This window comes from Sphingobacterium lactis (genome assembly GCF_051951495.1).
GTDB lineage: Bacteria > Bacteroidota > Bacteroidia > Sphingobacteriales > Sphingobacteriaceae > Sphingobacterium > Sphingobacterium lactis_A.
In genome coordinates, this window is sequence record NZ_JBNHAS010000001.1 from 959,456 (window position 1) to 985,943 (window position 26,488).

Genomic DNA, 26,488 nt, shown 5'->3' on the forward strand with positions numbered 1-26,488 from the left:
AATTAAAAACCAAAATTTACTCCGAATGTATAAGTTGCAGGTACTGGATAAGAACCATTGTCCACTCCACCAGCTGTAATACTTCCAATAGAAGCTTCTGGTGAGAATCCTGTTACCTTACTCCACGTCTTTAAGTTTTGGGCATTAAAGAATACCCTTGCTTTTTTGACGAATGAATCACCAAAGATGGTATTTGGCAAGTTATAACCAATTTGGACTGTCCTGATTCGGAAATAATCACCTGGCTCCAAAAAGTAGTTACTGAATAGGTAATTGTTTCCACGGCTGTTGTCTAAGATAGGTTCAACATTACTGCTGCCTGGACCTGTCCATGCATCTAAACGATTGGTTTCATAGTTAAGTGGAGCAAAATTACTTGTTCTACGAATAGCGTAGATTTTATTTCCAGCAACACCATTTCCTTCCAATTGCAAGTCAATTCCTTTATAACTCAAATTGAAATTTAAACCAAAACTATGTGGAGGGAAGGGAGTGCCTAAGTAAGTACGATCCTCTGGATCTATTTTACCATCGTTATTGATGTCTTCGTATTTGATGTCTCCAGGCAATGAATTCGGCATAGAAGGTGTATTGGCTACCTCATTAGCAGTTTGGTAAATGCCTGCTTGTTTGTATCCGTAAAAATATCCAATCGATTGACCTGATTCCGTCACGTTGGCTCCATTATTACCTAAGATTTGGAAATCAATATTTTCTCCAATAGAATTTACGACGTTTTTGTTGAAACTGTAGTTTGCACTGACACTGTATTTCCAATCTCCAAAGCTATTGTTCCAACCTAATGTTGTTTCAATACCCTTATTGGTAATCTTTCCTAAGTTGGAAAAGTAAGGGATTGATTGCCCTGGCGCTAAAAAGGAGGTTAAAATATCAGAGGTTGTACGGTCATATAGATTGAATTCAGCACTAAGTTTGTTTTCAAATGCTTTGATTTCTAAACCTAAATCCATTCCTCGTACAACTTCCCAATGTAAATTAGGATCTGGGATTAATTTAGCTTCTACCGAAGTATAGACATTATCGCCAAAAATAGCGGTCGCAGAGTTTCGTACTCCTGGTAAGTAGATAAAATCTGGCACACCATTCTGATTTCCAATCATCCCCCAAGCGAAGCGTAGTTTCATGAAATTAATCTTCTCCACATTTTGGAAAAAGTTCTCTTCTGAAAGCACCCAACCAAGACCTACTGAACCGAATGTTCCCCAACGATTTTTAGGAGCAAATTTAGAACTACCATCACGACGTACAGTGGCGTTTACTAAATACTTATCTTGGAAAGCATAGTTAACACGGGCAAATGCACCAATGATACTGCTCTTTGAACCATAACCACTGTAAGAACCCTGTGGATTACTGGTTTGGTTGATAATATTCCAATACCATAGGTCAGGGTTATTGGGAACATTTAAGGTTGTATCTCTTCGAGAACCATTCATTCCTGTTTGATCATTATAAACAGTGGTCATACCGGCAACAGCAGTCAATCGATGATCTTCATCAATTGTTTCTTCAAATGTTAAAGTATGGTCCTGTTGAAAGCGTCTGAATTCTTCTGAAGATTGAGAGACGGAAGTTTTTTGGTTTTCATCAAATGTGATCACATTTTGACCGCCATTTTCACCAATATTCATGTAATGGAATGGAAGAGGTGTATATCCGCGAGAGTTATTAAAACCTAAATCAGCATACACAGTGGACTTCCATTTTAAGTTGTCTAGTATACTAATTTCAGCAAATAAGCTTCCTACAAAACGGTAACCACGCGGTAGGGAGGTCCCTGCCAATCTATTCAAGGTTGCCATTGGGTTTCCCACTTGTGCTCTTTGGAAAGAAGGCATGCTGTAGTAGGTACTTTCATCATATTGAATAGGAACAATAGGTGCTGCCCATAAAGCATTGGTAATGCTTACGTTAGTAGGTGTCATGTTCCAATAAGATCCAGATAAATCACCACCTACCTTAATGCGATCAGAAATTCTGATTTCTTCATTTAGGCGAGCAACAAATCGTTCATAATCACCATTTCTAACCACACCTTCTTGTTTACTGTATCCTAGGCTTATATGAGTTGTGGTTTTCTCACTTGAATTGCTGATGCTTAAGTTATTATTGGTGTTGAATGCAGTACGTAAAATTAGATCCTGCCAATTGGTATTAGCCGTATAACCGCTGTAATCAAAATCTGCTGAGCCTAAATTGGCTAATTGCATATTATACAATTTCTTAAATCCTTCCGCATCGGTTACTGAAATCCTGTCGCGTACTTGATTGAATCCATAAGATCCAGAGAAGTTAACATTTGTTTGACCTCTTGCAGCCTTTTTTAAGGTAATAGCAATGACACCACTCGCACCACGAAGTCCGTAAATGGCTATGGAAGATGGATCTTTTAAAACATCCATGCTTTCAATGTCCTGCGGACTGATAAAGTCGATGTTGTCATGTAAAACTCCATCAACGACGTATAGCGGATTTGAATTGTTCGTGCTATTAACACCACGTACCCGTACAGTAGGTGCTGCACCTGGAGATCCTGAATTACTGATGGTTAATCCAGCTACTTTACCTTGTAATGAACTGATTGGGTTAGTGTTAGGCATATTGGCAATCTCTTCACCTTTAACTTGAGCAATGGCTCCAGTTAAATCTACTTTACGTTGCGTACCATAACCAACTACTACCACTTCTTCCAGTTTTTGGTCTGTACTTTCTAAGAAAATTTGTAAATCCTTTTGGGAACCAACGGTGACAGATTGAGCCGTGTAACCTAGGTAGGCAATTTGTAAGACATCAGTAGCTGTTGCCTCAATGCTGAACTTACCAGCATCATCGGTTTGGGTAGCTGCTGCCTTTCCTTTAACCGAAACTGTCGCCCCCGCAATTACCGCCATTGTACTCGCGTCCTTTACAGTTCCTGTTATCGTGTTCTGTGCAAAAAGTAGGTGTACAGAAAGCACGAAACATAATAGAGTAAATAAATGCTTCATGTAATTTCGATTTATATTGGTACTAGAATAGTTTGTTATTTATCTAAACAAAGATTATGACGTATATGTTTTAAAACAAATTTATTATTTACACATTACTACATCAGTAAAGAGTGGGTATCTCACTATGTTTATTAGATATATATAACGTTCTGATGTTCAGAAAGTTATAAAAGTTTTTAACCTATACATTTTTGATATATAGTGTTTTTAATACACTAGTATTATTGTGTAGTAATGATGTAGTAAAATGGGGTAATAATACAGCTATTTGGTTGGGATTGTGGTCAAATATAAATAATATTATAACTATAAAATATAAAAATAAGCTAGGTATTTCTCCTCAATTTCTTTTGGATTTTCAATTCTCTTTCCTCTGTTTTTTGATGTCTAATCGTCGAGTTTCCTTTGATATTAACAGGGGTTTCCTAGGGGTTTCCTTTTACACTCTTTCGGAACTCCTTCGGAACTTGTTCGGATCTCCTTCGGAACTCGTTCGGTTAGAAGCGAACGAGTTCCGAAGGAGATCCCTATCAGATCCGCAGCAAATCCCTTAGAGTATCAAAGGAATATGGAGCGAAATAGTATGCAAATAGGTAGTTAATAGGAAGCGAAATTAATGGATAGGATAAGCATCAGCATCAAGCTACATTGGAGCAAAAAGTTATATGCCTAGCTGTTTAATTTTCCTAAATTAGATGATATATATATTAATTCGAAACTAATTTGCTATTAACATGAAATTACGCGCATTTTCTTTAACTTTTACGGGTTTATTATTGAGTTCGCTTGCATTTTCGCAACCTAAAATTATTAGAGGTTTTTTTCCAATGTCGGGAAATACCATTGAATCTGAGTTTGTGGATGATAAATTTTTTATTGAAACCAATCAAGGATTCGCAATCTATAATTCTAAAGGTGATCAACTTGCAAATGGAATTACCATAGGCAATTCATTAGAAGAAAAATATATCAGTTTGAAGAATTCTGTTTTATTAATAAAAAATAAAGATCTGACTTATAGCCTAATGAATACTGATGGAAAAACGGTAGGAACTGGGAAATATAAAAGTGGTTTGTCTTTTATTACTGATAATACTTTTGTGAAATTTGATGATGGGATGTTTGGCTATATCAATAAAAAAGGAGAGGTAATTAATAAGTTTGATAAGAAACGTTATAAACTAATCACGAATAAATCCGAAAAGGCTGGTGGATTTTCAAGTAGTGATATGTTTATTGCCAGTACAGTATTCTTATCACATGCTGATTATCCCCCATATTCAGCAGATGGGCTAACTAAAGTTTCTGATTACGATAATAAGCTTGATGGCTTTATGAATAAGAAATTGGAATTAGTTATTCCAGCTAAATATACTGCTGTATCCCGTTTTTCTGAAGGGTTAGCAGCGGTGGCTAATGAAAATAATTTGTGGGGATTTATAGATACTCATGGGAAGCAAATAATTGATTTCACCTATTCAATTAGACCTCGTGATTTTCATTCAGGATTAGCTTTGGTTATTAACCGGAATGGGAAAATCGGATATATTAATAAATTAGGTGAAATAGTTATCCCTGCTGATTATGAACGGGCTACTGACTTTTATAAGGGTTATGCCTTAGTAAAAAAAGATTACTATACTCCGGCTCAATTAATTGATTCCACTGGTAAGGAATTGGTGAAGTTTCCTAAAATAATTGTTTTTATCGATAATAGTGTTTATAAACCTAGTTATTCAAATAAAAACATAGAGGTTACCTATGATTGTTCTGAAACGTTACGACAATTAGTGGATTATGGTAAAGGTATCTTCATGCATGGTAATAGTTATGGTTTAGTAGATAAAGAAGGAAATGTCGTTTTAGATTTTAAGTATACCGCCTTAAAAGACTATGCAAATGGAAAAATGTTGGCTTCACTACATGAATTCATAGATAATAATATTAAAACTACCAAAGGCATAATTGATGAACAGGGGAATTGGTTGGTCATTGTAAAAGCTCCGGAATTTTAAAAGAATTTATTATTACAAACAAAGGGCTGTTTAATCTTACAGCCCTTTGTTTGTTGATATATTCCAAAGTAAATGAGAATAGAATTTCAAATATCCCACATCTCAATTTTCATATCTCCATTTACTTCTCAATTTCTTTCAAGCTACTCATTTTCTTATATTCTAAGAAGCCTTTAATGTCTTCGAAATGTTCTCTAACGCGTTTGTTTCCAAACTCAAATACTTTAGTTGCTAAACCATCTAAGAAGTCACGATCGTGAGATACCAGTATTAATGTTCCATCAAAGTCTTGCAGGGCATCCTTGATAATATCTTTGGTTTTCATATCCAAATGGTTGGTTGGCTCATCGAGGATAAGCACATTCACTGGTTCTAACAATAATTTGATCATGGCTAGACGTGTTTTTTCTCCACCTGAGAGAACTTTCACCTTTTTGGTGGTATCATCTCCGCTGAACATAAAAGCTCCTAGGAGATCCTTTATTTTGACGCGTACATCGCCAAAGGCAATTTGATCTATGGTGTCAAAAACCGTCAAGTCTTCATCCAATAGAGAAGCTTGGTTTTGGGCGAAATACCCAATCTTCGCATTGTGACCTACTTTAAGGGTGCCCTCATAATCTATTTCCCCCATAATAGCTTTGATCATGGTTGATTTACCTTCGCCGTTTTTACCTACAAAAGCGACTTTTTGCCCACGCTCAATAACCATATTTGCATTCTTAAATACTACATGGTCTCCGTAAGACTTTGATAAGTCCTCAACCATAACAGGATAGGTTCCGGAGCGAGGAGAAGGTGGAAATTTTAAACGTAATGCAGAAGTATCAACTTCATCAATTTGGATAATTTCCAATTTCTCCAACATCTTAACTCGGGATTGTACCTGTAATGTTTTTGAATAGGTGCCTTTAAAGCGATCAATGAATTCTTGATTATCTGCAATAAAACGTTGCTGTTCCTCATAAGCTTTAAGCTGATGCTGACGACGTTCTTTACGTAATTCTAAATAATGACTGTATTTGGCCTTATAATCATAAATCTTACCCATAGTGACCTCAATGGTTCTATTGGTAATGTTGTCAACAAAAGCACGGTCGTGGGAAATGACGATTACAGCTTTTGCTTGATTTACCAAGAAATCTTCTAACCACTGAATACTTTCTATGTCCATGTGGTTCGTAGGCTCATCCAATAAGATTAAATCTGGTTTCTTTAATAGAATTTTCGCCAATTCAATACGCATGCGCCATCCTCCAGAAAATTCAGAAGTCATTCTGTTGAAGTCTGTACGTTCAAAGCCTAAGCCCTTTAAGACTTTCTCTATTTCAGCATCATAATTTACCTCTTCTATGGAATAGAATTTTTCGCTTAACTCAGAGACTCTTTCAATGAGTTTCATGTAATCGTCGGATTCATAGTCCGTACGGATATTCAATTGCTCATTTAATTCTTCCAGCTCTTTTTGCATGCCTTGTGCCTCATCAAAAGCCTTTGCAGTCTCTTCAAATACTGTTAAATGGTCCTCTGTCAATAAATGCTGTGGAAGGTAAGCTATAACTGCCTCCTTAGGTCCAGTTACATTTCCTGTTGTTGGTTTACCAACTCCAGCAATAATTTTTAATAAGGTAGATTTACCTGCTCCATTTTTACCCATAAGGGCGATTTTATCATTTTCATTGATGGAAAATGAGACATCAGAGAATAGGGTAGTTCCACCAAATGAAACAGAGATGTTATTTACATTTATCACGATATGCGAGGTTTTATTTTGCCGCAAAGATACTATTTCAGCTTTAGTTTAAGCAATTGGATTTATAATTATATTCCATCATAAAACAATAAGATATAGAGATGGAGGCTTTTGATAAAACATATGCTTTCAGTAACTTAGACCTATAAATCTAAAATCACCAAACATAACAATGAAAAATCAAACCATATTACTCTTCATTTTTGTACTATTATTTCCATCTGCATTATTTTCCCAAATCTATTATTCCAACGCTACAATTAAGACAGGGGCAGAACAAACAGAAAAATATATTCCTAAGCTAAAAGGAAAAAGGGTTGCTTTGATCGCTAACCAAACAAGTATTATTGGCGAATGTCATTTATTGGATAGCCTTGTTAAAAGAGGCGTGCAAGTTGTGAAGGTTTTTGGTCCTGAACATGGGTTTCGAGGTAATGCGAGTAATGGTACGACCGTAGGGGATGAGGAGGATAAAAATACGGGGGTAAAGATTATTTCCTTATATGGAAACAAGAGAAAGCCAACAAAGGAAGATTTGGCGGATGTGGATATTTTAATTTATGACATTCAGGATGTAGGCTGTCGATTTTATACAAACATCAATGTCTTACGTGATGTTATGGAATCAGCTGCTCGGTACGGTAAGGAGTTGATGATTTTAGATCGTCCAAATCCAAATGCCTATTTTATTGATGGTCCTATATTAGACATGAAGAATAAGTCAGGGATAGGACAATTTCCAATCCCTATTGTACATGGTTTAACGGTTGCAGAGTTCGCACAAATGGTGAATGGAGAAGGTTGGTTAGAAGATAATTTAAAATGTAAGCTTAGTGTGGTTAAAAACGCTAATTATAAGCATGATATGTTGTACAAGCTACCTGTAAATCCATCCCCAAATCTGAATACTCCTGAAAGTATCTTATTGTATCCAAGTACTTGTTTGTTTGAGGGAGTATCTTTAAACCATGGTCGAGGAACCAATTATCCATTTACACGCGTCGGAGGTCCTATGTACAAAGGTATCTACAGTTTTAGTTTCACACCTGTATCGATGCCTGGAAGAGCAGAAGATCCGCTATATCAAGATCAGGTTTGTTATGGATTAGATTTAATGAAAACTGATCTTATTAAGCTTGTGAAATCTAAAAAGATCAATTTGCAATGGATGATTGAATTATATGCTAAACATCCCAATAAGGCTAAGTTTTTTGATCGAAGTTCGCATCGACAAATTGGAAACATTGATTTCTTGGTTGGCGTTTCGGAATTCAAAGAGCAAATTAAGAAAGGGATGACCGAAGAGCAGATTCGTAAAACTTGGGAACCGGGCTTAACCAAGTATAAAAACATGCGTAAAAAATACCTGCTCTATAAATAGATATTCAGCATTTTTTGTTGTTGGAATACCCTGCGAGCATGAATTAGCTACTTTTTTCTAAGAATATATTAAAGAGATTAGGTATTTCTCTAAATTTATTCTTAGAAAAATCACACACGTATGCTGCATCACTTGTTGCCAATTATTTTGGTCTTGATCTTATTGATCGTTTTATTAACCATTTGGGCCAAAAAACTAAGAATTGCATATCCTATATTATTAGTATTAGCAGGATTATTAATCAGCTTTATTCCGGGATTACCTGTTTTACAAATAGATCCAGATATCATCTTCTTTTTAATATTACCGCCCTTGTTATTTGAGGCAGCTTGGACGGTGTCTTTCAAAGAGATGAAAAAGTGGTGGAGAATCATTGGCAGTTTTGCTTTTCTGGTAGTCTTCTTTACAGCCTTATTGGTCGCTCTTGTTTCCAATCAGCTGATACCAGGTTTCAGTATAGCCTTAGGTTTTGTCCTAGGTGGTATTGTTTCTCCTCCTGATGCTGTAAGTACAGGTGCCATCACTAAATTTGTCAAAATCCCGAGGTCAACTACTGCTATCTTGGAAGGGGAAAGCCTGTTGAACGATGCCTCTTCTCTGATTATTTTTCGTTTTGCTTTAGTAGCAGTTGGTACCGGACAGTTTATTTGGCAGGAAGCTGGTTTACAATTCCTTTGGATGTTACTTGGTGGGGTTGCTGTAGGTATTTTAGTCGGCTATATCTTTATTTTGATTCATCGACATCTTTCAACGGATACTCCATCGGATATTGCCTTAACACTAATTGAACCATTTTTCATGTATTGGATTGCCGAGCAAATTCAATGTTCAGGTGTATTGGCAGTAGTAAGTGGAGGCTTGTTTATGTCTTCCAGGCGATTAACCTACTTATCCGGCAGCAGTAGAATTGCCAGTACCAATGTCTGGGAAAGTTTCGTGTTTTTACTGAACGGTATTGTGTTCTTAATTATAGGATTGGATCTTCCGGAAATCGTGGTTGGGATACGTTCGAAAGGGATTTCACTTAATACAGCAATTTTTTATGGGGTAGTGGTAACAGGCGTATTGATCTTGGCTCGTATTATTAGTGCTTATGTAGCTATGTTGGCAACCATTATTTTTAGACCTCAGGTGGCACATCAAAATCAATTCAGTAGAAGACGATGGTTCATCCCGATTCTATTAGGCTGGACGGGCATGCGTGGGGTAGTGTCACTCGCTGCAGCATTGGCTATTCCTTTAACACTTCCTTCAGGGGAAGCCTTTCCTTATCGTAATATGATCTTGTTTATCACTTTCATTGTTATTTTGCTCACTCTTCTGATTCAAGGATTAACCTTGCCTTATTTTATAAGTAAGTTCAAATTGGCACAAGGGCAGGAAGATGAGGAAGCCAAGGATGAAGAAGCGAGAAAGATTATGAAAGCAGCCCTAAAAAATCATGTTTATGAGTTTTTAAAGGTTAGAATTACTTCTTCGCCAGAAGGTCATTTTGGAGCAGAAAGAATTCTTAAGCATTGGGAGGAACAGGCAAATCTTCAGGATTCGAATTGGTTAGATGATACGAGTAGGGGTTTGCTTAAGGAGATCTTTCAAGTACAAAGAGAGTTTCTAGCTGAATTAAATAAGGATTCCTATTACAGCGAAGAACTTATTAGGCAGCAAATGTATCAGGTAGATTTGGAAGAGGAGAGGATGACAGTGGTTTAGGTGCAAGACCTAGTCAATTTGCGTACAATGATTTTTGCCTTTTAACTACAATAACCTACAATATTATTGTGGGAATTGGTACCGTATATAAAAGTTAATAAATGAAGAAGTAAACCAAAAGGGATCCGCAGCACTTGTAATAGAATTAATTTTTACCTTTGGTTTCGTACGTACTTTTTGGATGATTGGAGAAATTTAAGAATTGTTGAAGGTTAGTAGCGATTTTTCCATATTAGTGTTTAGTAAAATAATCTTTATATCAGATTTAGGTGGAGTCGAATTAAAAAATAATCTAAAATATAATGGCTAGGCTCAAAATATATAAAATTTTTTACGCTTTCACTTTCATACTATTATTGAATTGTGGTACAATACCTGTTAATATGTCAACCCAAGCACCTAAAGATCGAGTAATTAAATTCTCGGGATTAGATTGGATTGTAAGGACAAATCCAACAATAAAAAAGGGTCCTGGTCCTAATTTGTTTTCAGATTCCGAGGAGAATGTCTGGGTTGATAATAATGGTAAATTGCATTTAAAAATTATACACCGCGAAGGTGAGTGGTATTGTGCAGGTGTATATTCCAAGAAGAGTTTTGGTCATGGAAAATATACATTCTATGTTAATTCCGATGTTACGAAGTTAGACAAGAATGTTGTGGCAGGTTTATTTACTTATTACGATGATTCGCAAGAAATAGATATAGAATTTTCGAAATGGTCTTTAGAAGAGAACATGATCGGACAATATGCAGTTCAACCATCTTCAAAGCCAGGGAATATTAACCGTTTCGATTTACCTGAGAATGCTGGACCTACCATTCATTCATTCGATTGGAAGAGTAATGCAATACATTTTTTCAGTGGTAAGAACACAGCAAATAAGCAGGAGTTAGCACAATGGAGTTATTCGGGGCCAGATGTGCCATCTGCACATAAAGAACGACTAAGGTTAAATCTTTGGCTATATAAAGGACAAATACCTTCAGACTTAGAAGAACAAGAAATTGTAATCGACAGTGTGAAATTCGAAAAACAAACCTAATCAGGTTATTTTATTCCCTAAAAAATTAAATAAATTACTGTTATTTAGATAAACTTACGGATTCCCGTAAAGTATTGCACTATACTCTGCCTAACTTGCCTTCGTTTTAGGAATCTTCAGCCATGAATACTTTAGAAGCGAGTCAACCGAAATCTTTTTTTATTAGCCAAGCACTGCGTAATGTTCAATTGAGTAATAGGGCATTTCTACAAGTAGAATTAACTGAAGAACAACAAGAAGCTATTTGCAAGAGTTTGTTAGAGGAACATCAAGTGGCCATACAAATTGATGAAGTAAAGAGCCCTAAACATTTGTTCAAGATTCTTCAGAAACACCAAGAAAACATTATTGTTTTTAATTGTGATCTTTTGAAAAAAAGAAGGGAATATATGGTTGTATTAGAAGGTGCTGTTTGTGCTAACCCTTATACTGCAGAAAATTGGAAAGTTTCTTATGATGGTGAAAGTTTTGATTTTAATGGTCGTGTAGTTTTGTTTAGTCCATTAAATCTTCAAAAATTAAATAAAGCAGAAAAACTATATTTTATTATGCGTGATAGTTATCGGATTTAACCAATCTATTATATCTAATTATCTATTTATCAGATAATTTTGAAGGCTGTTGGATTTTCTGACAGCCTTTATTTTTTAATGAAAAGTAATCCCTATAAATTTACTGACATGTTTTTGCTCATTGCAGATAGGAGGTTCTGCAATGTCTGGCGCATATGAACAGGCTCAATAACTTCGATATGATCTGCAAACATCAATAACCATCTAGGGAATTCATGATGAACATCTCTGGATTCAAAATGCATGATCACTCTATCATTGATAATTTCTTCCATAATAAATCCATAGTGATTTCTCTGCCAACGGATGTAAGGAGCAAAATCTCTAGTGACAGCAATACTAACCTTAGTTTTCGGATACTCTATCGGTGGATGTTGTTTTATATAATCATCAATGCTTGGATGTACGTTTAAGAATGAGGAATCTAATAATTGAGCGTGAATGACCCGATCACTGCGAAATTGTCTAAAATCGCTTCGCTTAAGACAATAAGCAACGATATACCAGTAGCCTATCTCATGAACAATCCCAATAGGTTCAACTATTCTGTTTTGAGCAATATCATCATGTATGCCTTGATAAGTTATCTCCATTTGTTTTTGATGAGCAATCGCATTTAAAGCATGGCTCAAAACCTCAGGAGCTTGATCAAGAAATAATGGAGAGTTCTGTTTTCTCATTATTATTTGATCTTGCATACTATGTACCATATCCTGATCATTGCTTTTTAAAATAGCTTTAATCTTCAGCATAGCTGAATGAATCTGTTTGTTGCTTTCTTTATCCAAGTATTTTTCAGCAAGTTTTTCTAATGCCACAAAAGATAAAGCCTCGTCTCGCGTAAAACTGACAGGAGGGAGTTTATAACCATCCATAATTGAATAACCATTCCCAGCCTCTCCAATCAATGGAACACCAGCTTGTTCTAAGCTTTTAATATCACGGTAAATGGTACGAAGACTTACTTCAAAACGATCTGCTAAATCTTGTGCTTTGACAATCTTTTTGGATTGTAATTGAATAAGTATATCAACTATGCGATCAAATCTTTTCTTTATATCAACAGACATAATTAATGTGATTAAATATCGGCAAGTTTGAATGTGTCTTTAAGTCGAATTCCTTTTTCGGTGTATTGTAATGTGCAACATTCATATACCGGGTCGTGTTCTAAGAATAATATATACTTTCCATCTACAATCTCTTTCCAATAATCCTGACGTTCCTGCATCGTTACTAAAGGCCTAACATCATAGCTCATGACATATGCAATAGGGATATGTCCAACTGAAGGTAAGAGGTCAGCCATATAAAGGATGGTTTTGTCTTTGTAAGTTATTTGAGGCAACATCATGGATTCGGTATGACCATTTGCAAAACGCATCTTTATATGTTTATCAAATACTGGATTTTCTTCAGCTATGAAGTTTAATTGTCCACTTTCTTGAATTGGAAGGATGTTTTCTTTTAAAAAGGATGCTTTCTCTCTTGGGTTTGGATTGGTAGCCCAGTCCCAATGTTTCTCATTAGACCAGAAACGTGCATTTTTAAATGCCGGACTAAGTTTGTCGCCTTCGCGTATAATTGCTCCTCCACAATGATCAAAATGTAAATGGGTTAAGATTACATCAGTAATATCATCTCTATGGAAGCCAAGTTTATTTAATGATTTATCTAAATTATCATCACCATGTAGGAAATAATGACTGAAAAATTTATCATCTTGTTTATCTCCTAAAGCTGTATCAACAAGTGTTAATCGATTAGAATCCTCGATTAACAGCAATCTAGTTGCCCAAGTACATAAATTTTTATCATCTGCAGGATTGGTTTTTTGCCAAATTGATTTTGGAACAACACCAAACATGGCTCCACCATCTAATTTGAAAAATCCGGTATCAATACTGTGTAGTTTCATGCTTTTTATATTTGCGGCATTAAATTATAGTTCTATAAATTTGAGGTTTTATGTTTGGAGTGGCAAATATTTATCGATTAAAACAATCTCTTCAATCAGTTTTTGTTTCGTTTTAGATGGAATTGATGTTAAATAAAGAATCCCTTAGTAGGCCTAAGGGATTCTTTATTTATTGAGTTATTACTCTTATTAATGAATGAACAATAATTCGCGTAATTTCGGCAATGGCCATTTCGAATCATCGACAATTTTCTCCAATTTATTAACGTGGTATCTAATTTCGTCAAAGAAAGGTTTAACAATCTCGTCATACATGATTGCTCGCTCACGCATATCCTCCACACTATTTGCTTTTTTACGTGCTTGACGCATCTCTTCAGCTTTCTCAAGGATCAAATTAATATGCTTAGAAATCCGCTCAATATAATTCAATTGTGAGCTATAAGATTCTTTACCTAAACCAATTTCCTTTAATCCTTTAACATTTTGAATTAATTCATTTTGGTAAATAATACATGCAGGAGCTATTTGGCTGGTAACTACATCTCCGATAACACGAGCTTCAATCTGTAATTTCTTAAAGAAGTTTTCTAAAAGAATCTCATGTCTAGCTTCTGATTCACGTCTATTAAAAATCCCTAAGTTTTCAAATAAGGTAAGCGATTCTTCAGTTACATAAACATCCAAAGCTTTTGGAGTAGATTTTATGTTAGATAATCCTCTTACAGCTGCTTCTTTTTCCCACTCTTCACTATAACCATTACCTTCAAATCGGATTGCTTTAGAGTCCTTAATGTATTTACGAACTACGTTTAATATTGCTAAGTCTTTTTTAATTCCTTTTTTGATTTGTTTATCAACCTCAATTTTAAATTCGATTAATTGATTGGCAACAATCGCATTCAAGATCGTCATTGGTAGTGCTGAGTTCGCAGATGAACCAACAGCACGGAATTCAAACTTATTACCAGTAAAGGCAAAAGGTGAAGTTCTATTACGGTCCGTATTATCTAATTTCAAATCTGGAATCTTAGGAATACCATGCCATAAGTTAGCATCAGCTTTTACTTTCTTAGCTACTCTTGCAGATTCAACTTCTTCCAAGATTTCATCCAATTGAGAACCTAAGAAAATTGAAATAATAGCAGGAGGTGCTTCGTTAGCTCCTAGACGGTGATCATTTGAGTGACTAGCAATAGAAGCTCTTAATAAATCTGCATGCTCAAATACAGCTTTAATTGTATTTACAAAGAAAGTTAAGAACATCAAATTGTTTTTTGGAGTCTTGCCTGGAGAAAGCAAATTAACACCTGTATTGGTAATTAGCGACCAGTTATTATGTTTTCCAGATCCATTTACACCAGAATATGGCTTCTCGTGTAATAATACCTTGAAATTATGTTTTATAGCAACCTGCTCCATCACATTCATCAATAATTGGTTGTGATCGATGGCAAGGTTAATTTCCTCAAACATCGGTGCACACTCAAATTGAGAAGGAGCAACCTCATTATGACGAGTTTTTAATGGGATACCCAGTTTTAATGCTTCATTTTCTAGATCAACCATGTATGCTAATACACGCTCTGGAATAGCACCAAAATAATGATCTTCCAATTGTTGTCCTTTAGCAGACATATGCCCAAATAAAGTACGACCAGTCAATTGTAAATCTGGACGTGCATTGTATAAAGATAAGTCCACTAAAAAGTATTCTTGTTCAATCCCTAAGGACCCAGATACCTTTGTAACCGCTTTATCAAAATATTGAGCAACCTCAGTAGCTGCTTTGTCAATTGTTGCGATTGCTTTTAATAATGGAGCTTTATAATCTAATGATTCTCCAGTATAAGAAACAAAAACAGTAGGAATACATAGTGTTTTACCAGCTGCAGTTTCAAAAATAAAAGCTGGGGAAGAAGGATCCCAAGCAGTATAACCTCGAGCTTCAAACGTATTACGAATTCCACCATTAGGAAATGATGATGCATCAGGTTCTTGCTGAACAAGAGCATCTGCATTAAATTTTTCAATTGCACTACCATCCATATCTGGCTCAAAGAAAGCATCGTGCTTCTCTGCTGTTGATCCAGTTAATGGTTGGAACCAGTGTGTGTAATGAGTCACTCCATTTTCAATAGCCCATGCTTTCATGGCTTGAGCAATGAAGTCAGCCATTTCTCTGCTGATTTTATTGCCACCATCAATGGCGCTTTCTAATTCTTTAAAAGTAGGCTTCGGTAAATAATACCTCATTTTGGATGGTGTAAAAACATTTTTGCCATAAATCTCAATGGCCCTTTCTGATTTCACTGCATTAGTTACATTGAAGTGGTGTTTGGTTGCTGCTTCTACGGCTGCAAATCTGGAGTTTGACATATTGGTTGTTGAAGTTAATGCAAAATTAAACTCTATTTTTCCGTTTTGTTTAAAAACTGATTCAAAAATACTGTAAAAAAATTATTTCAAACTAATTTTTGATGAAAAAATATAAAATTTTAACATTTCACTCATTAAAAATTTATTTTTCTACTGTTTTTAAATATAAAAATCAATTTTTATGGGCAAAAATTGATTTGAATATAAAAATTTATGGGTGTTTCATATTATTTATTGTTAAATAATATGGAAACACACGGTTTGCTATGGAAATAAGACTAAAGAAATCTTTATAAATATAAAAAGGCGAACTATACAATAGTCCGCCTTTGAAATTTTGATAAATAGGTTTTTAGTTGACTTCTAATCCCCAGTCAATACCTTTCTCTGTCGCTTTGACACCTTTTTTGATCCAATTAGCAGCAGGAGTGCCTTTTAAGAAATGATCAAAAAATTGTGCTTCACGAATCTGAATATCTTTTCTATTCTGTCTTTGAATTAAATTATGGTCATCACCATTGTAGTTCAATAACCAAACTGGTTTATTTAAACGTCTCAATGCCGTAAAGAATTCAATTCCTTGATACCATGGCACAGCACCATCATTGTCATTACTCATAATAGCTACTGGCGTATTTACGCGATCCATAAAGAATAAAGGTGAATTCTCTATATATAGGTCTAATGCCTCCCATAAAGGTTTACCAATTCTACTTTGGGTATTTTCATACTGGAACTGTCTAGACATTCCAGTTCCCCAACGGATACCACCATATGCTGATGTCATATTGACAACTGGAGCACCAGCCCAAGCTGCAGCATACATGTTTGTTCTTGTAATGAGATGGGCAACTTGATAACCACCCCAACTTTGACCTTGTATACCCATTTTAGTAGAATCTACCCAATTATTATTGCGTGCAAGATACTGCATGCCTGAATTGATGTACTCTTCAGCTGAACGTCCAGGATATCCAGTCTCATAACGGATATCCGGAGCAAACACTAAATATTCATTACTTACAAAATATGGAATATTTAATCTTGATGGAGTAGGGGCAGGGGCCTGATAGGTATAAAGACCATCACTCAATAATTCATAAAAGTATGCAATAATTGGATATTTCTTATTTGGATCAAAGTTTTCAGGTTTATATAAGATTCCTTCGGCTTGATGACCTTTTGGAGTAGTCCATTTTACTAATTCGGCTGTTCCCCAATTATAATTTGCTTGTTGCGGATTGATGTTACTTAGTCGAGTTTCTTTGGTTAAGTTACTACGTAAGTATAAATCAGGTGAACTTTGATAATCTTCTTTGGTATAAATAATTTGATCTAATTTCTCATCTGCATTTACCATTCTATAAGTAAATGGACCAGACCAAAGAACATCTATATTTCTTTTACCCAATTTATAAAAACCATTTTCTTTAGTTGTTCTATTAAATCCAGCTAAATAGATTGGTTTTTTTTCATCAATATAAGTATTACGATCTCTAGGATCTTCTTCTCTGGAAACATTAAGATTGCGATAGCTAATTAATTGCTCTCTACCTTTACCCAAAGTGATCATTTTCTTTTCTTTGCCATTCAAACTCACCTTCCATACATCAAAACGGTCATTTAAGTACACTGTATTTCCATCTCTCGACCATCCCGCTATCCCATATGGACCTGGAAGTGCTGGAACGTCATTTTCCTCATCCACAAAACTAACTTCAATACCTTCATTCAATTTTTTAGATTCTTTGGTTTTAATGTTATAGCTATTCCAAGACGCTTCATCTCTATTAAAGTACAAAACATATTGTCCATTTGGTGACAACAAGGCCATCCCAGATAGAGCCTCAGCTACTAACTGTTGTTCACCTGTGATAGTAGAAACCACATATACATCTGATTTCATGCCGCCATCCCATTGAGAAGCTATTCTATATTGATTGTCACTTGTAGCTAATGCCCATTCAGAATCACCGTCTGAAGTTAGATTAATACGATTATAAGTTTCATCTGATAAAGGTTTAACAGCACGATTACCATCTAAATTTAACATTGCCGTATAACTTCTTGACATGTCTCTTCTAAGGTTTGATAATTGCATTGGTTGCAAATAATCATCCTGCCAGTGCCAAATATCTAATTTGGCTGTTTCAAAGTCGACCAAAGTTGTGTCTCTTACGCGTGGTATAGGTGCTAAACCAAAGAATAGTCGTTTTCCACTTTTACTAAAAGATGTACCTCCGTCGCCTGATACATACCAGTCTTTAGGCATTCCTGTACTATTCTTATCCGCAATTATATACGCTGTATCTTGTTTTGCTGTATAATAGTATAATTTATATTCTTTCAATAAGGATTTTTCTGGCGATTTATCCGCTAAGAAACTGAGTTGATTTACTTGATCATCAAAACGAAAAGACTTATAAGTGCCTTTTCCATTACTGATTTTCTTATGCGTCTTTTTTGCAACATCATAAATGTATAATCCAGCTTCATTTACGGTGTCTTTTGCTGCACCTTTTCTAGTGTATAATAAATAGGCTTCATTATCGCTCCAAAAATAATTGTCTGTTTTATGAATTTGAACCGTATCACCAGTTTGCAGATTCAAAATATGTAGAACAGGTGTCGGTCTTTCTTTTCTAGCTACTGGTCTTCTAACTTTGATACTATCGGTTTCTGCCTTCTCATTCTTGTCTGTTGTTTTTGTGCTATCCGCTGCTTCTTTTTTGTCCTTAGCATTTGGGACTATAATCTCAGAAACAAAGGCAACATAATTATTAACCTTTCTAGCAGTTTGGGAAGACTTTAAAGCCGGATACTTTTTGATGTTATTTTTTAATATATCAACGACAAATAAGGAATCCTTAGGCATTTCATCTGGTCTTTTCTTTTTAATCCTTGCCTGTCTAACATCCTGGAAAAGGGGTTTTACAGTTGTGATTATGAAGTTTTCATTCTCAGATAACTTAATATCAGTAGCACGAGGAATTTGAAACAATACCTGATCCTTATTGTTTTTAACCATAGCTAATGCATCTCCTTCTTGAGGATTAATGGTATAGTACAATAAGTTGCCAGATTTACTAATTTCTGCTCTACTTATGGATTTCCATTGATCATAGACAGAATGGTCAATTGGTTTTTTCTGTGCAAATGCTGCATTTAATGCAAAAAAACTAATTAATAAAATGCTAGAACTTCGTTTCATAAATTATGTGTTTGGAGGTTCAATATTAGGTAAAATAATCTTAACTTAGGCTTAAACAAACTATAACATTTTTATTATAAATATCCAAAATCACGCACTATGAAATCAACAGGGGTAATTATAAGTATAATTTCAGGTCTAGCTTTAATAATTTTTGCGGTTGTATTTGCGAATGCATATAAGTATAAATACAAAAATTCAAATACAATCAATGTGACTGGAAATGCTAAAACTGATTTTGAATCAGATATTGTAAAATGGTCTGCTTCCTACAGTAGAAAATCAATGATATTAAGTGAAGCCTCCGAGCAATTGAAAAATGACCGAAATCTAGTTCGAGATTTTCTTGTAAAACAAGGAATCAAAGAATCTGAAATATTGTTTAATGCAGTAAATATAAATAGAGAGTTTAATACGCAGACCGACCAAAATGGGAATAGTTACAGTACTTTCTCAGGATATAGTTTATCACAAAACGTTAGTGTTGAATCCAAAGAAATAAATAAAGTAGATAATGCTTCTCGTGAGATCTCAGCTTTAATTTCTCAAGGAATTGAATTGAGTTCTAATCAGCCTAGCTATTATTTCTCAGGATTAGAAGATCTCAAATTAAAACTGATTTCTCAAGCTTCCCAAAACGCAAGATCTAGAGCAGAGAACATTGCAAAAGAAGCTGGTTCATCATTAGGTGATCTGGTAAAGGCAGATTTAGGAATCTTTCAAATAACAGGGCAAAATGATAATGAGGAGTACTCCTACGGAGGTGCATTTAATACAACATCCAGAAGTAAAACTGCTAATATTACAGTCAAAACAAGTTATTTATCTAATTAGATTTAAATAAACAACTTGTTTTGCAATTACTCCGATTGTATGACCTAAATAAACAATGTATTTTAAATACTAACCTTCATACCCAAATAAAAATTACGAGGTGCTGAGGCATTGAAAAATCTATTGCCTATAGCATTAATGTCATTTCCTAAGGAATATTTTTGATTTAAGATATTATCCGACCCAACGAAAACACTATAGTTGTATTTGTCAACAAATGTCTTATTCCAAGTTAACTTAGCTTGTAATAATTGATATGACTTCGCATAAAAACTGTTAGCATCGGTTAAAGGTATTTTACCAGTATAATTGTGAAATACATTAAATTGAATTCCTTGCGCAAATTGGAATGCTAATGTATTCACCCAAATCCATTCAGGAATGGATGTTACTTTATTCCCTGCATAATTTTCATCAGCGATTTTATAATCCTCAAAACGATACTTTTGATAAGTTAAGTTAGAAGAGAAAATTAATCCTTGTAAAAACGACGCTTGATTTGGTTTGATGAGTTGTGTCAAAATGCTAGCTTCAATACCTTGTTGTTTTATTTTGCCAGCATTAACAAAATATTCTTGCCCCGCTTCATTCAGGTGTCGTATAATACCATTTGTCAATGAGTAATGATAAGCTGAAAAATCAGCTATAACCCTTCTATCCGTTGATTCTATATGAAGCCCTAATTCATAATTAGTACCTGTTTCTGGGTTTAAATTCTCATTAATACTGTTATCGGATGAACGAACTTCTGCAATAGTAGGTGGGGAGTAACCTTTAGAAATAGAGGCTCTAAACGCCAGGTTATTCCATGCTTGATAAGATAATCCAATCCTTGGCATCCATGTGTTTTTGAAGCGAATGTTTCCTTCTGCTGGGTTTAGTTCAGGATAAAAACGTTTAAAATAATACCTGTTCAAATTCAAGCCAATGGAAGCTTCAACAAAAACCTTGTTATATAAGGAAGCTTTTGCACGATAAAATATATTAGCTTGATTGGCAGTTAAAGAATCATGATCGGTGAGTTCACCCATTACGCCTAGGTTGTTTTTATGATTTTTAATTCCATAAAAACCTTTCTGAATTTCAGTTCCCAATTGCATCTCCCAATTTAGAGCTTCATGGTCAGCCTGCTCATAGGAGAGAAAGGTTCTTAATCCAATGTTTTTCTCTTTCCGTTTCTCATAATTGGTCACAAAAGGATTTTTAAAGTCCGTATTGGTGCCAAATACACTTATCACATGCTTTATACCAAAATCAAAATTATATTCATGCGTTAATCCGGCTATAAAAGTCTTATTATAGATGGCAGCTTTTTGATCCTTAGCACTTGGGAAAGGACCTCCTGCAGGTCTAGCTTGGCTTGGATCTTCATGATATTGAGCTTGGGTTAATCCACCAGGGGTTTCATAACCTATATCACTATATAGGGCAAAAAGTTTAAGATTTCCAGAATTATTATATGCCCATTGATGAGCTGTTTGAAAAAACTTCTTATTTAATCCACTTTGCACACGGTATCCATCAGAGCGAAGGAATGCTTGGTCAAAAGAAAAATTATATGCTTCGTTTACTTGATGTTGAACCGTTAATTGTTCATGAAAAAGACCATAAGAGCCAGCCTGAACCAATAGAGATTTCTCGTTGCTAGGTTGATGAAATCCGTTAGGTAATATTCGAATTACACCTGAAGAATTTGCTCCAAATAATGATCCATCAGGACCTTTCATAATTTGGATCTGTTGTATACCTATTGGATCTAACAAATTTAAATAAGTATTTCCACTAGCATCGGTCATGGGTATTTCATCCAAATAGACTTTTGTATTTCGAACTCCAAAGGGAGAACGAATCATACTTCCGCGCATAGCCAATCTGTAGCTTCCTGGCGAGCGTTCTTCCATTCGGACACCTGGAGTAGCATTTATTGCTGATATTATTGTAGAAGTGCTTTGTGCATCTAACAAACGTTTCGTTAAAACACGACTACTATTGGTCAGATTTTTTGCAGGCTGAGCATTGAAATAAATCTTTACATCAATTGGTGAAATGGCATTTATGCTACTGTCTTGATCTGTTGATTTCTCAGACTGAGCTAATAATGTGTTTCCAAATAAAATAAATAGGGCAGTAAAGTAATAAGTTCTATTAATAGAAAATTTCATTTGCATGATTATAAAAGAGGTTTAGAATGCTTCATTAAGTCCTAAGAAAAGACCGCGTTGTCCGAATTTACCGAAAGCATAATCTATACAAAGGTTTGTTCGGGTTGCTTTATTGAATAATAACCTCAATCCCGCACCTCCGGCTGGTTGCCATATCTTAAAGAGCTTGGTTCCCATTTGGTCGTTAGCTGTTTGAACATTCGTAAAGACAACTCCACTTAAAAATTGATTTCTAAGAATTGGAAAACGATATTCCAATTCTGAATAAAAGAAGGACTTTCCTTTAAAATAACCCATCGTATATCCACGGCCACTTCTAGCGTAAGGATCTTTGGCTGTTCCTGGAAGATCTACATAAGGTAAAGTACCGCCTAAATTATAGGATCCAAAATTCCAAAATGCCAATACATGATTCGGTCTATTTTCAGATAATTGCCAATATTTTCTAAAGTCCGTTTGCAATTGATAGGCATTATGCTCACTGCCCATCCATGATTGATTCATTCTTAAAACAACATCTACATAGTATCCTTTATAGGCGCTATTCGGATTATCTCTAGTCATATATTGCATATTCAGCATAAGTCCATTGTTATTAACTCGATTGGGGTTAAAGTTGTTCCATCGGCTGTATATCTCTACAGGAGCCATTCCTTCCTGGCTACCCACAGTCTGAAAATCACGTTTCATTTCAAAGAAAAAACCAGCGCCTACAAAAGCACCGGGGAATAGATTCTTATAAACCCGCTCGCTAACCGAGTAGACCATGAATTTATTGACATAACGACTCCTTTCAGGATTGTTCATGATCATCTCCTCCTCTGTAGGATTTGTTAGTGTTCCACCAATTCCCATCCCGTAATCTAAACCAACAGCCTTAGCAACCATCACATTTCCCTTGATATTCCAAGAGTTACCAGGTGTGTAGATGTCATGAATGAAATAGCCAACAACAATCCCTCGTGTTGTAGCGCTTACCGCTGCAGCCGCAATGGACATGGCAGTGTTTGGCTGATTACCTAGAACTTTACCACCTACTGCCTTAATTCCAATTTGAGCACCTATGGATGGATTATAATTTAGGTTTGGAAGGTAGGTAATAGCTGATCGTTTATTGGTTTTTGAACTTGATTGTTGATCCTTCTTTTTAAATGGATTTATATCTTTAAATAAATCTACTACATCATATAACTGCTGGGTGGGATGTAGGGTATCTCTTTCTAACTTTGTGGTAATTGTATCTTGAATTTCTACCTGTGCATGAACATTTGAATTGCTGAAAAATAAGATAAGAAAGGGGAGAAGATAGTGCCGAAATGCCATATGTCGTGTAGAATTCCTGATGTTAAATTAGTGTATTCAAGGTGATATTAAATTCTCCTTAAAATTAGGATTAATTTCATGTAAATGAAGAAAATCCATTCAATTGCTAAAGGATTGTTACCATTAAATTAGATTTCTAATCTAAATTCATTTTATCCAAATGGCCGAGTAAGCCAGTCAAGCCACCTGTATGAATAAATAGTATCCGACTTCCTTCAGGAAAGTAATCTTTTTTTATCAAATCAAACATGCAGTAAACCAGCTTTCCGGTATAAGTCGGCTCTATGAGAATACCGCTTTTGGAAACAAAGTCTTTAATAAAATCGTTTAGTTCCTTTTTTGTTTTGGCGTATCCACCAAAATGGTATTCCGTCAACAAATTTATGTTATCAATAGGGGCGTTCAATTCTCTAATATCCTCAAGAATAAAATCAGCATTTTTCAAAACGGGGACAACCAATAGTTTTGTGGCTAAATTTTGTGAATCCAATCCAATGGCTAATCCAGCTGCTGTTGTGCCTGTTCCGGCTGACACTAAAACATGGGAATAGGTTTGTGTTAGTTCCGATATGATCTCTTCACAACCCTTAACAGCTAATGTCGATCGACCTCCTTCATCAATAAAGTAATGGTTTGATTCATCAAAGTGCTCTTGGAAATGTAGTGCCTTATCTTTGTAGAGCTGCCTATCTATAAACTGAAGCTCCATACCAAAAAGTTGTGCCATTTGCAGTACTGGGTTCTTAACCTCTTCTCCACGGATAATACCAATCGATTTAAATCCAAATTGTGCTGCTGCCGCAGCAGTTGCCAAGATATGATTTGACCATGCTCCACCAAAAGTAACTAGATTCGTTTTTCCAAGTTGGTGAGCATAATTTAAATTATACTTTAATTTTCGCCATTTATTACCTGAAATAAAGGGATGTATCTTATCATCTCGCTTAACAAAAACCTGTATTTGCTTCTCAATGAATAATGGATCATGCAGTTCCTCTTCAGGACTATATATCGGAAGATTAAAAACCATGGTCTAAAGATAGCTTTTTTGTCTATTGCGTTTGATAGCAGCTTAAAAATACTACTTTTGTAGCATGTTAGATCAATTGGAAAATGAGCAAGATGAACAGGAGTTATTCGAACATCTACGAATAGTTGCTGATAAAGGCCAAGCCTTATTGCGGATTGACAAATTTCTAATGAATCGTGTGGAGAACACATCTAGAAATCGCATTCAGAATGCAATAGATGCTGGTTCAGTTAAAGTGAATGAGAAAGAAATCAAGGCAAGCTATAAAGTAAAACCATTTGATGTTATCACTGTCGTTTTACCAGATCCACCTCGTGATACAGAAGTCTATCCAGAAGATATTCCTTTAGATATCATCTATGAAGATGATGATGTCTTATTGGTTAATAAAGAGGCGGGTATGGTAGTACATCCTGGTTTCAATAATTATACGGGTACTTTAGTTAATGCGCTAACATTTCACCTCAACCAATTACCTACTTTACCAGGAAATACTGGACGTCCAGGATTGGTCCACCGAATTGATAAAGACACTTCAGGCCTGTTGGTAATTGCGAAGAATGAATGGGCTATGACTTTTCTGGCTAAACAATTCTACGAGCATTCGATCAGTAGAAAGTATGTTGCATTAGCTTGGGGGGATATACAGGAAGATGGAACTGTGACTGGCTATATAGGTCGTAATATTAAAGATCGTCGTATTATGGACTTATATGATGACCCTGAAAAAGGAAAATGGTCAGTTACTCATTATAGGGTCTTAGAACGATTGGGTTATGTTACTTTGATTGAATGCCAGTTAGAAACAGGAAGAACCCATCAAATTCGTGCACATATGAAATCTATTGGCCATCCCTTATTCAGCGATGAATCATACGGTGGCAATAAAATTATTAAAGGAACTCAGTTCGCAAAGTACAAACAGTTTGTAGAGAATTGCTTTTCTTTATTAAACCGTCAAGCTTTACATGCCAAATCTTTAGGCTTTATACATCCCAAAACCAAAGAATATTTACACTTCGAAGTACCAATGCCGGAAGATTTCCGTTTAGCATTAGAGAAATGGAGATCTTATAACACGAACAACCAAGAACAATAATATGCCAATTCAATATATCAATTTTAATGGAGCTATAGTTCCAGAAGACATGTCTATTTTAACTGCCGATAGCCGAGCGTTTCGTTATGGTGATGGTTTATTTGAAACCATGCTATGGAAGGATGGTGATATCCGGTTTTTGGATTTCCATGTTGAACGCTTACAAGAAAGCATGAAGATCCTTTATTTTGAAGACTTTGAACAATTTGACACCTATTTTATTCGTCAAAAAATAGAAGAACTTGCTCGTAAAAATAATATGTTGGGTCAAACCTTACGTGTAAGGTTAATAGTTTTTCGTTCAGGAGGAGGGCTTTATGGTCCAGATAGCAATAAACCTAGCTATATCATTCAAATTGCAAGAAAGGCAGAAAGTCTTCGAGATAAAAAACTTGGTTTAATTATCGATGTTTATACGGAGTATAAGAAACCTTATTCGGAACTGTCCAAAATAAAATCCAATAATGCATTGATTTATGTGATGGCAGGACTATATCGTAAAAAATATGCATTTGATGAAGTGTTGATTCTAAACCAACAAGGCAATTTATGTGAAGCCTTATCATCGAATATCTTTGTTTATTACGATAAGGTACTATATACCCCGGCTCTTTCAGAGGGATGTATTGCAGGTGTTATGCGTCGTGTTATTATGGATATTGCTCAGTCAGAAGGTATTGAGGTCGTTGAAGCAGAAATAAAACCAGAGATTCTAAAAGTAGCGGATGAAATCTTTTGTACAAATGCCGTAGAAGGTGTTCAGTGGGTGATGGGCTATAAACAAAAACGCTATTTCAACAAAATCTCCAGAATCTTCCAAGAACGCTTAAAATCCTGGAGTTACGAGGAGGAGATATGATATCGCTACGCTATTAGACGGTAGATATGAAACCGCTCCGCTATTAGATGTGAGATATGAGATATTAAACGTGGCCCTGCGGGCTGGATCGTTAGTATGAAGTAATTAGACATAAAGCGAGTTATTTCTAGTGGTTCAAAAATGTAGGGTCGAAGCATGCTTCGACCGCTTTCACTAAACTTCAC

At 35.3% G+C, this 26,488-nt stretch carries 17 protein-coding genes; 8 read left to right on the forward strand and 9 right to left on the reverse strand.

What is annotated here, in order from left to right; all coding sequences use genetic code 11:
- Positions 1 to 2: 2 nt before the first annotated feature.
- Entirely contained in the window at positions 3 to 3,008 is a 3,006-nt protein-coding gene (locus tag ACP6L2_RS04095) for a SusC/RagA family TonB-linked outer membrane protein (RefSeq protein ID WP_440508026.1), read from the reverse strand.
- Positions 3,009 to 3,745: 737 nt separating this feature from the next.
- On the opposite strand from ACP6L2_RS04095, the gene ACP6L2_RS04100 reads away from it, so the two are divergent.
- Entirely contained in the window at positions 3,746 to 5,026 is a 1,281-nt protein-coding gene (locus tag ACP6L2_RS04100) for a WG repeat-containing protein (RefSeq protein ID WP_440508027.1), read from the forward strand.
- A gap of 121 nt (positions 5,027 to 5,147) precedes the next feature.
- Here the strand turns inward: ACP6L2_RS04100 and ACP6L2_RS04105 are convergent, their stop codons facing one another.
- Positions 5,148 to 6,779, reverse strand: a complete 1,632-nt coding sequence (locus ACP6L2_RS04105; protein WP_440508028.1) for an ABC-F family ATP-binding cassette domain-containing protein — start codon at positions 6,777 to 6,779, stop codon at positions 5,148 to 5,150.
- A 172-nt stretch (positions 6,780 to 6,951) separates the two neighbouring features.
- Between ACP6L2_RS04105 and ACP6L2_RS04110 the strand changes: the two genes are divergently transcribed.
- From ACP6L2_RS04110 to ACP6L2_RS04125, 4 genes are all read left to right on the forward strand, one after another.
- Positions 6,952 to 8,160 (forward strand): exo-beta-N-acetylmuramidase NamZ family protein, encoded by a 1,209-nt coding sequence (locus ACP6L2_RS04110; RefSeq protein WP_440508029.1) that lies wholly within the window; start codon positions 6,952 to 6,954, stop codon positions 8,158 to 8,160.
- A gap of 120 nt (positions 8,161 to 8,280) precedes the next feature.
- On the forward strand, positions 8,281 to 9,870 hold the full coding sequence (locus ACP6L2_RS04115; protein WP_440508030.1) for a Na+/H+ antiporter: 1,590 nt from the start codon (positions 8,281 to 8,283) through the stop codon (positions 9,868 to 9,870).
- A gap of 383 nt (positions 9,871 to 10,253) precedes the next feature.
- A complete protein-coding gene (locus tag ACP6L2_RS04120; protein WP_440508031.1) occupies positions 10,254 to 10,916 on the forward strand; it encodes a glycoside hydrolase family 16 protein in 663 nt (220 codons plus the stop codon).
- A gap of 122 nt (positions 10,917 to 11,038) precedes the next feature.
- Positions 11,039 to 11,488 (forward strand): hypothetical protein, encoded by a 450-nt coding sequence (locus tag ACP6L2_RS04125; RefSeq protein WP_440508032.1) that lies wholly within the window; start codon positions 11,039 to 11,041, stop codon positions 11,486 to 11,488.
- Positions 11,489 to 11,580: 92 nt separating this feature from the next.
- Here the strand turns inward: ACP6L2_RS04125 and ACP6L2_RS04130 are convergent, their stop codons facing one another.
- The 4 genes from ACP6L2_RS04130 to ACP6L2_RS04145 all read right to left on the reverse strand — a co-directional run bounded on the left by ACP6L2_RS04130 (position 11,581) and on the right by ACP6L2_RS04145 (position 18,996).
- Positions 11,581 to 12,558 (reverse strand): helix-turn-helix transcriptional regulator, encoded by a 978-nt coding sequence (locus ACP6L2_RS04130; RefSeq protein ID WP_440508033.1) that lies wholly within the window; start codon positions 12,556 to 12,558, stop codon positions 11,581 to 11,583.
- A gap of 11 nt (positions 12,559 to 12,569) precedes the next feature.
- Complete coding sequence (locus tag ACP6L2_RS04135) at positions 12,570 to 13,406, reverse strand: MBL fold metallo-hydrolase (protein WP_440508034.1); 837 nt, start codon at positions 13,404 to 13,406, stop codon at positions 12,570 to 12,572.
- 189 nt (positions 13,407 to 13,595) lie between these two features.
- The gene (locus ACP6L2_RS04140; RefSeq protein WP_440508035.1) at positions 13,596 to 15,785 is read right to left on the reverse strand and encodes a glutamine synthetase III family protein; all 2,190 of its coding nucleotides are present in this window, start codon (positions 15,783 to 15,785) and stop codon (positions 13,596 to 13,598) included.
- Positions 15,786 to 16,137: 352 nt separating this feature from the next.
- Positions 16,138 to 18,996, reverse strand: coding sequence for a prolyl oligopeptidase family serine peptidase (locus ACP6L2_RS04145; protein ID WP_440508036.1), 2,859 nt, complete (start codon positions 18,994 to 18,996; stop codon positions 16,138 to 16,140).
- A gap of 99 nt (positions 18,997 to 19,095) precedes the next feature.
- Between ACP6L2_RS04145 and ACP6L2_RS04150 the strand changes: the two genes are divergently transcribed.
- Complete coding sequence (locus ACP6L2_RS04150; protein WP_440508037.1) at positions 19,096 to 19,830, forward strand: SIMPL domain-containing protein; 735 nt, start codon at positions 19,096 to 19,098, stop codon at positions 19,828 to 19,830.
- 62 nt (positions 19,831 to 19,892) lie between these two features.
- Here the strand turns inward: ACP6L2_RS04150 and ACP6L2_RS04155 are convergent, their stop codons facing one another.
- From ACP6L2_RS04155 to ACP6L2_RS04165, 3 genes are all read right to left on the reverse strand, one after another.
- Positions 19,893 to 21,998, reverse strand: coding sequence for a TonB-dependent receptor (locus ACP6L2_RS04155; RefSeq protein WP_440508038.1), 2,106 nt, complete (start codon positions 21,996 to 21,998; stop codon positions 19,893 to 19,895).
- A 15-nt stretch (positions 21,999 to 22,013) separates the two neighbouring features.
- Entirely contained in the window at positions 22,014 to 23,315 is a 1,302-nt protein-coding gene (locus ACP6L2_RS04160; RefSeq protein WP_440508039.1) for a BamA/TamA family outer membrane protein, read from the reverse strand.
- A gap of 136 nt (positions 23,316 to 23,451) precedes the next feature.
- Complete coding sequence (locus ACP6L2_RS04165; protein ID WP_440508040.1) at positions 23,452 to 24,345, reverse strand: 1-aminocyclopropane-1-carboxylate deaminase/D-cysteine desulfhydrase; 894 nt, start codon at positions 24,343 to 24,345, stop codon at positions 23,452 to 23,454.
- Positions 24,346 to 24,409: 64 nt separating this feature from the next.
- Here ACP6L2_RS04165 and ACP6L2_RS04170 point away from each other — a divergent pair, with 64 nt between their 5' ends.
- Both ACP6L2_RS04170 and ACP6L2_RS04175 read left to right on the forward strand, forming a co-directional pair.
- Positions 24,410 to 25,444, forward strand: a complete 1,035-nt coding sequence (locus ACP6L2_RS04170; RefSeq protein WP_440508041.1) for an RluA family pseudouridine synthase — start codon at positions 24,410 to 24,412, stop codon at positions 25,442 to 25,444.
- A gap of 1 nt (position 25,445) precedes the next feature.
- On the forward strand, positions 25,446 to 26,303 hold the full coding sequence (locus tag ACP6L2_RS04175; protein ID WP_440508042.1) for an aminotransferase class IV: 858 nt from the start codon (positions 25,446 to 25,448) through the stop codon (positions 26,301 to 26,303).
- The last annotated feature ends 185 nt before the right edge of the window (positions 26,304 to 26,488 follow it).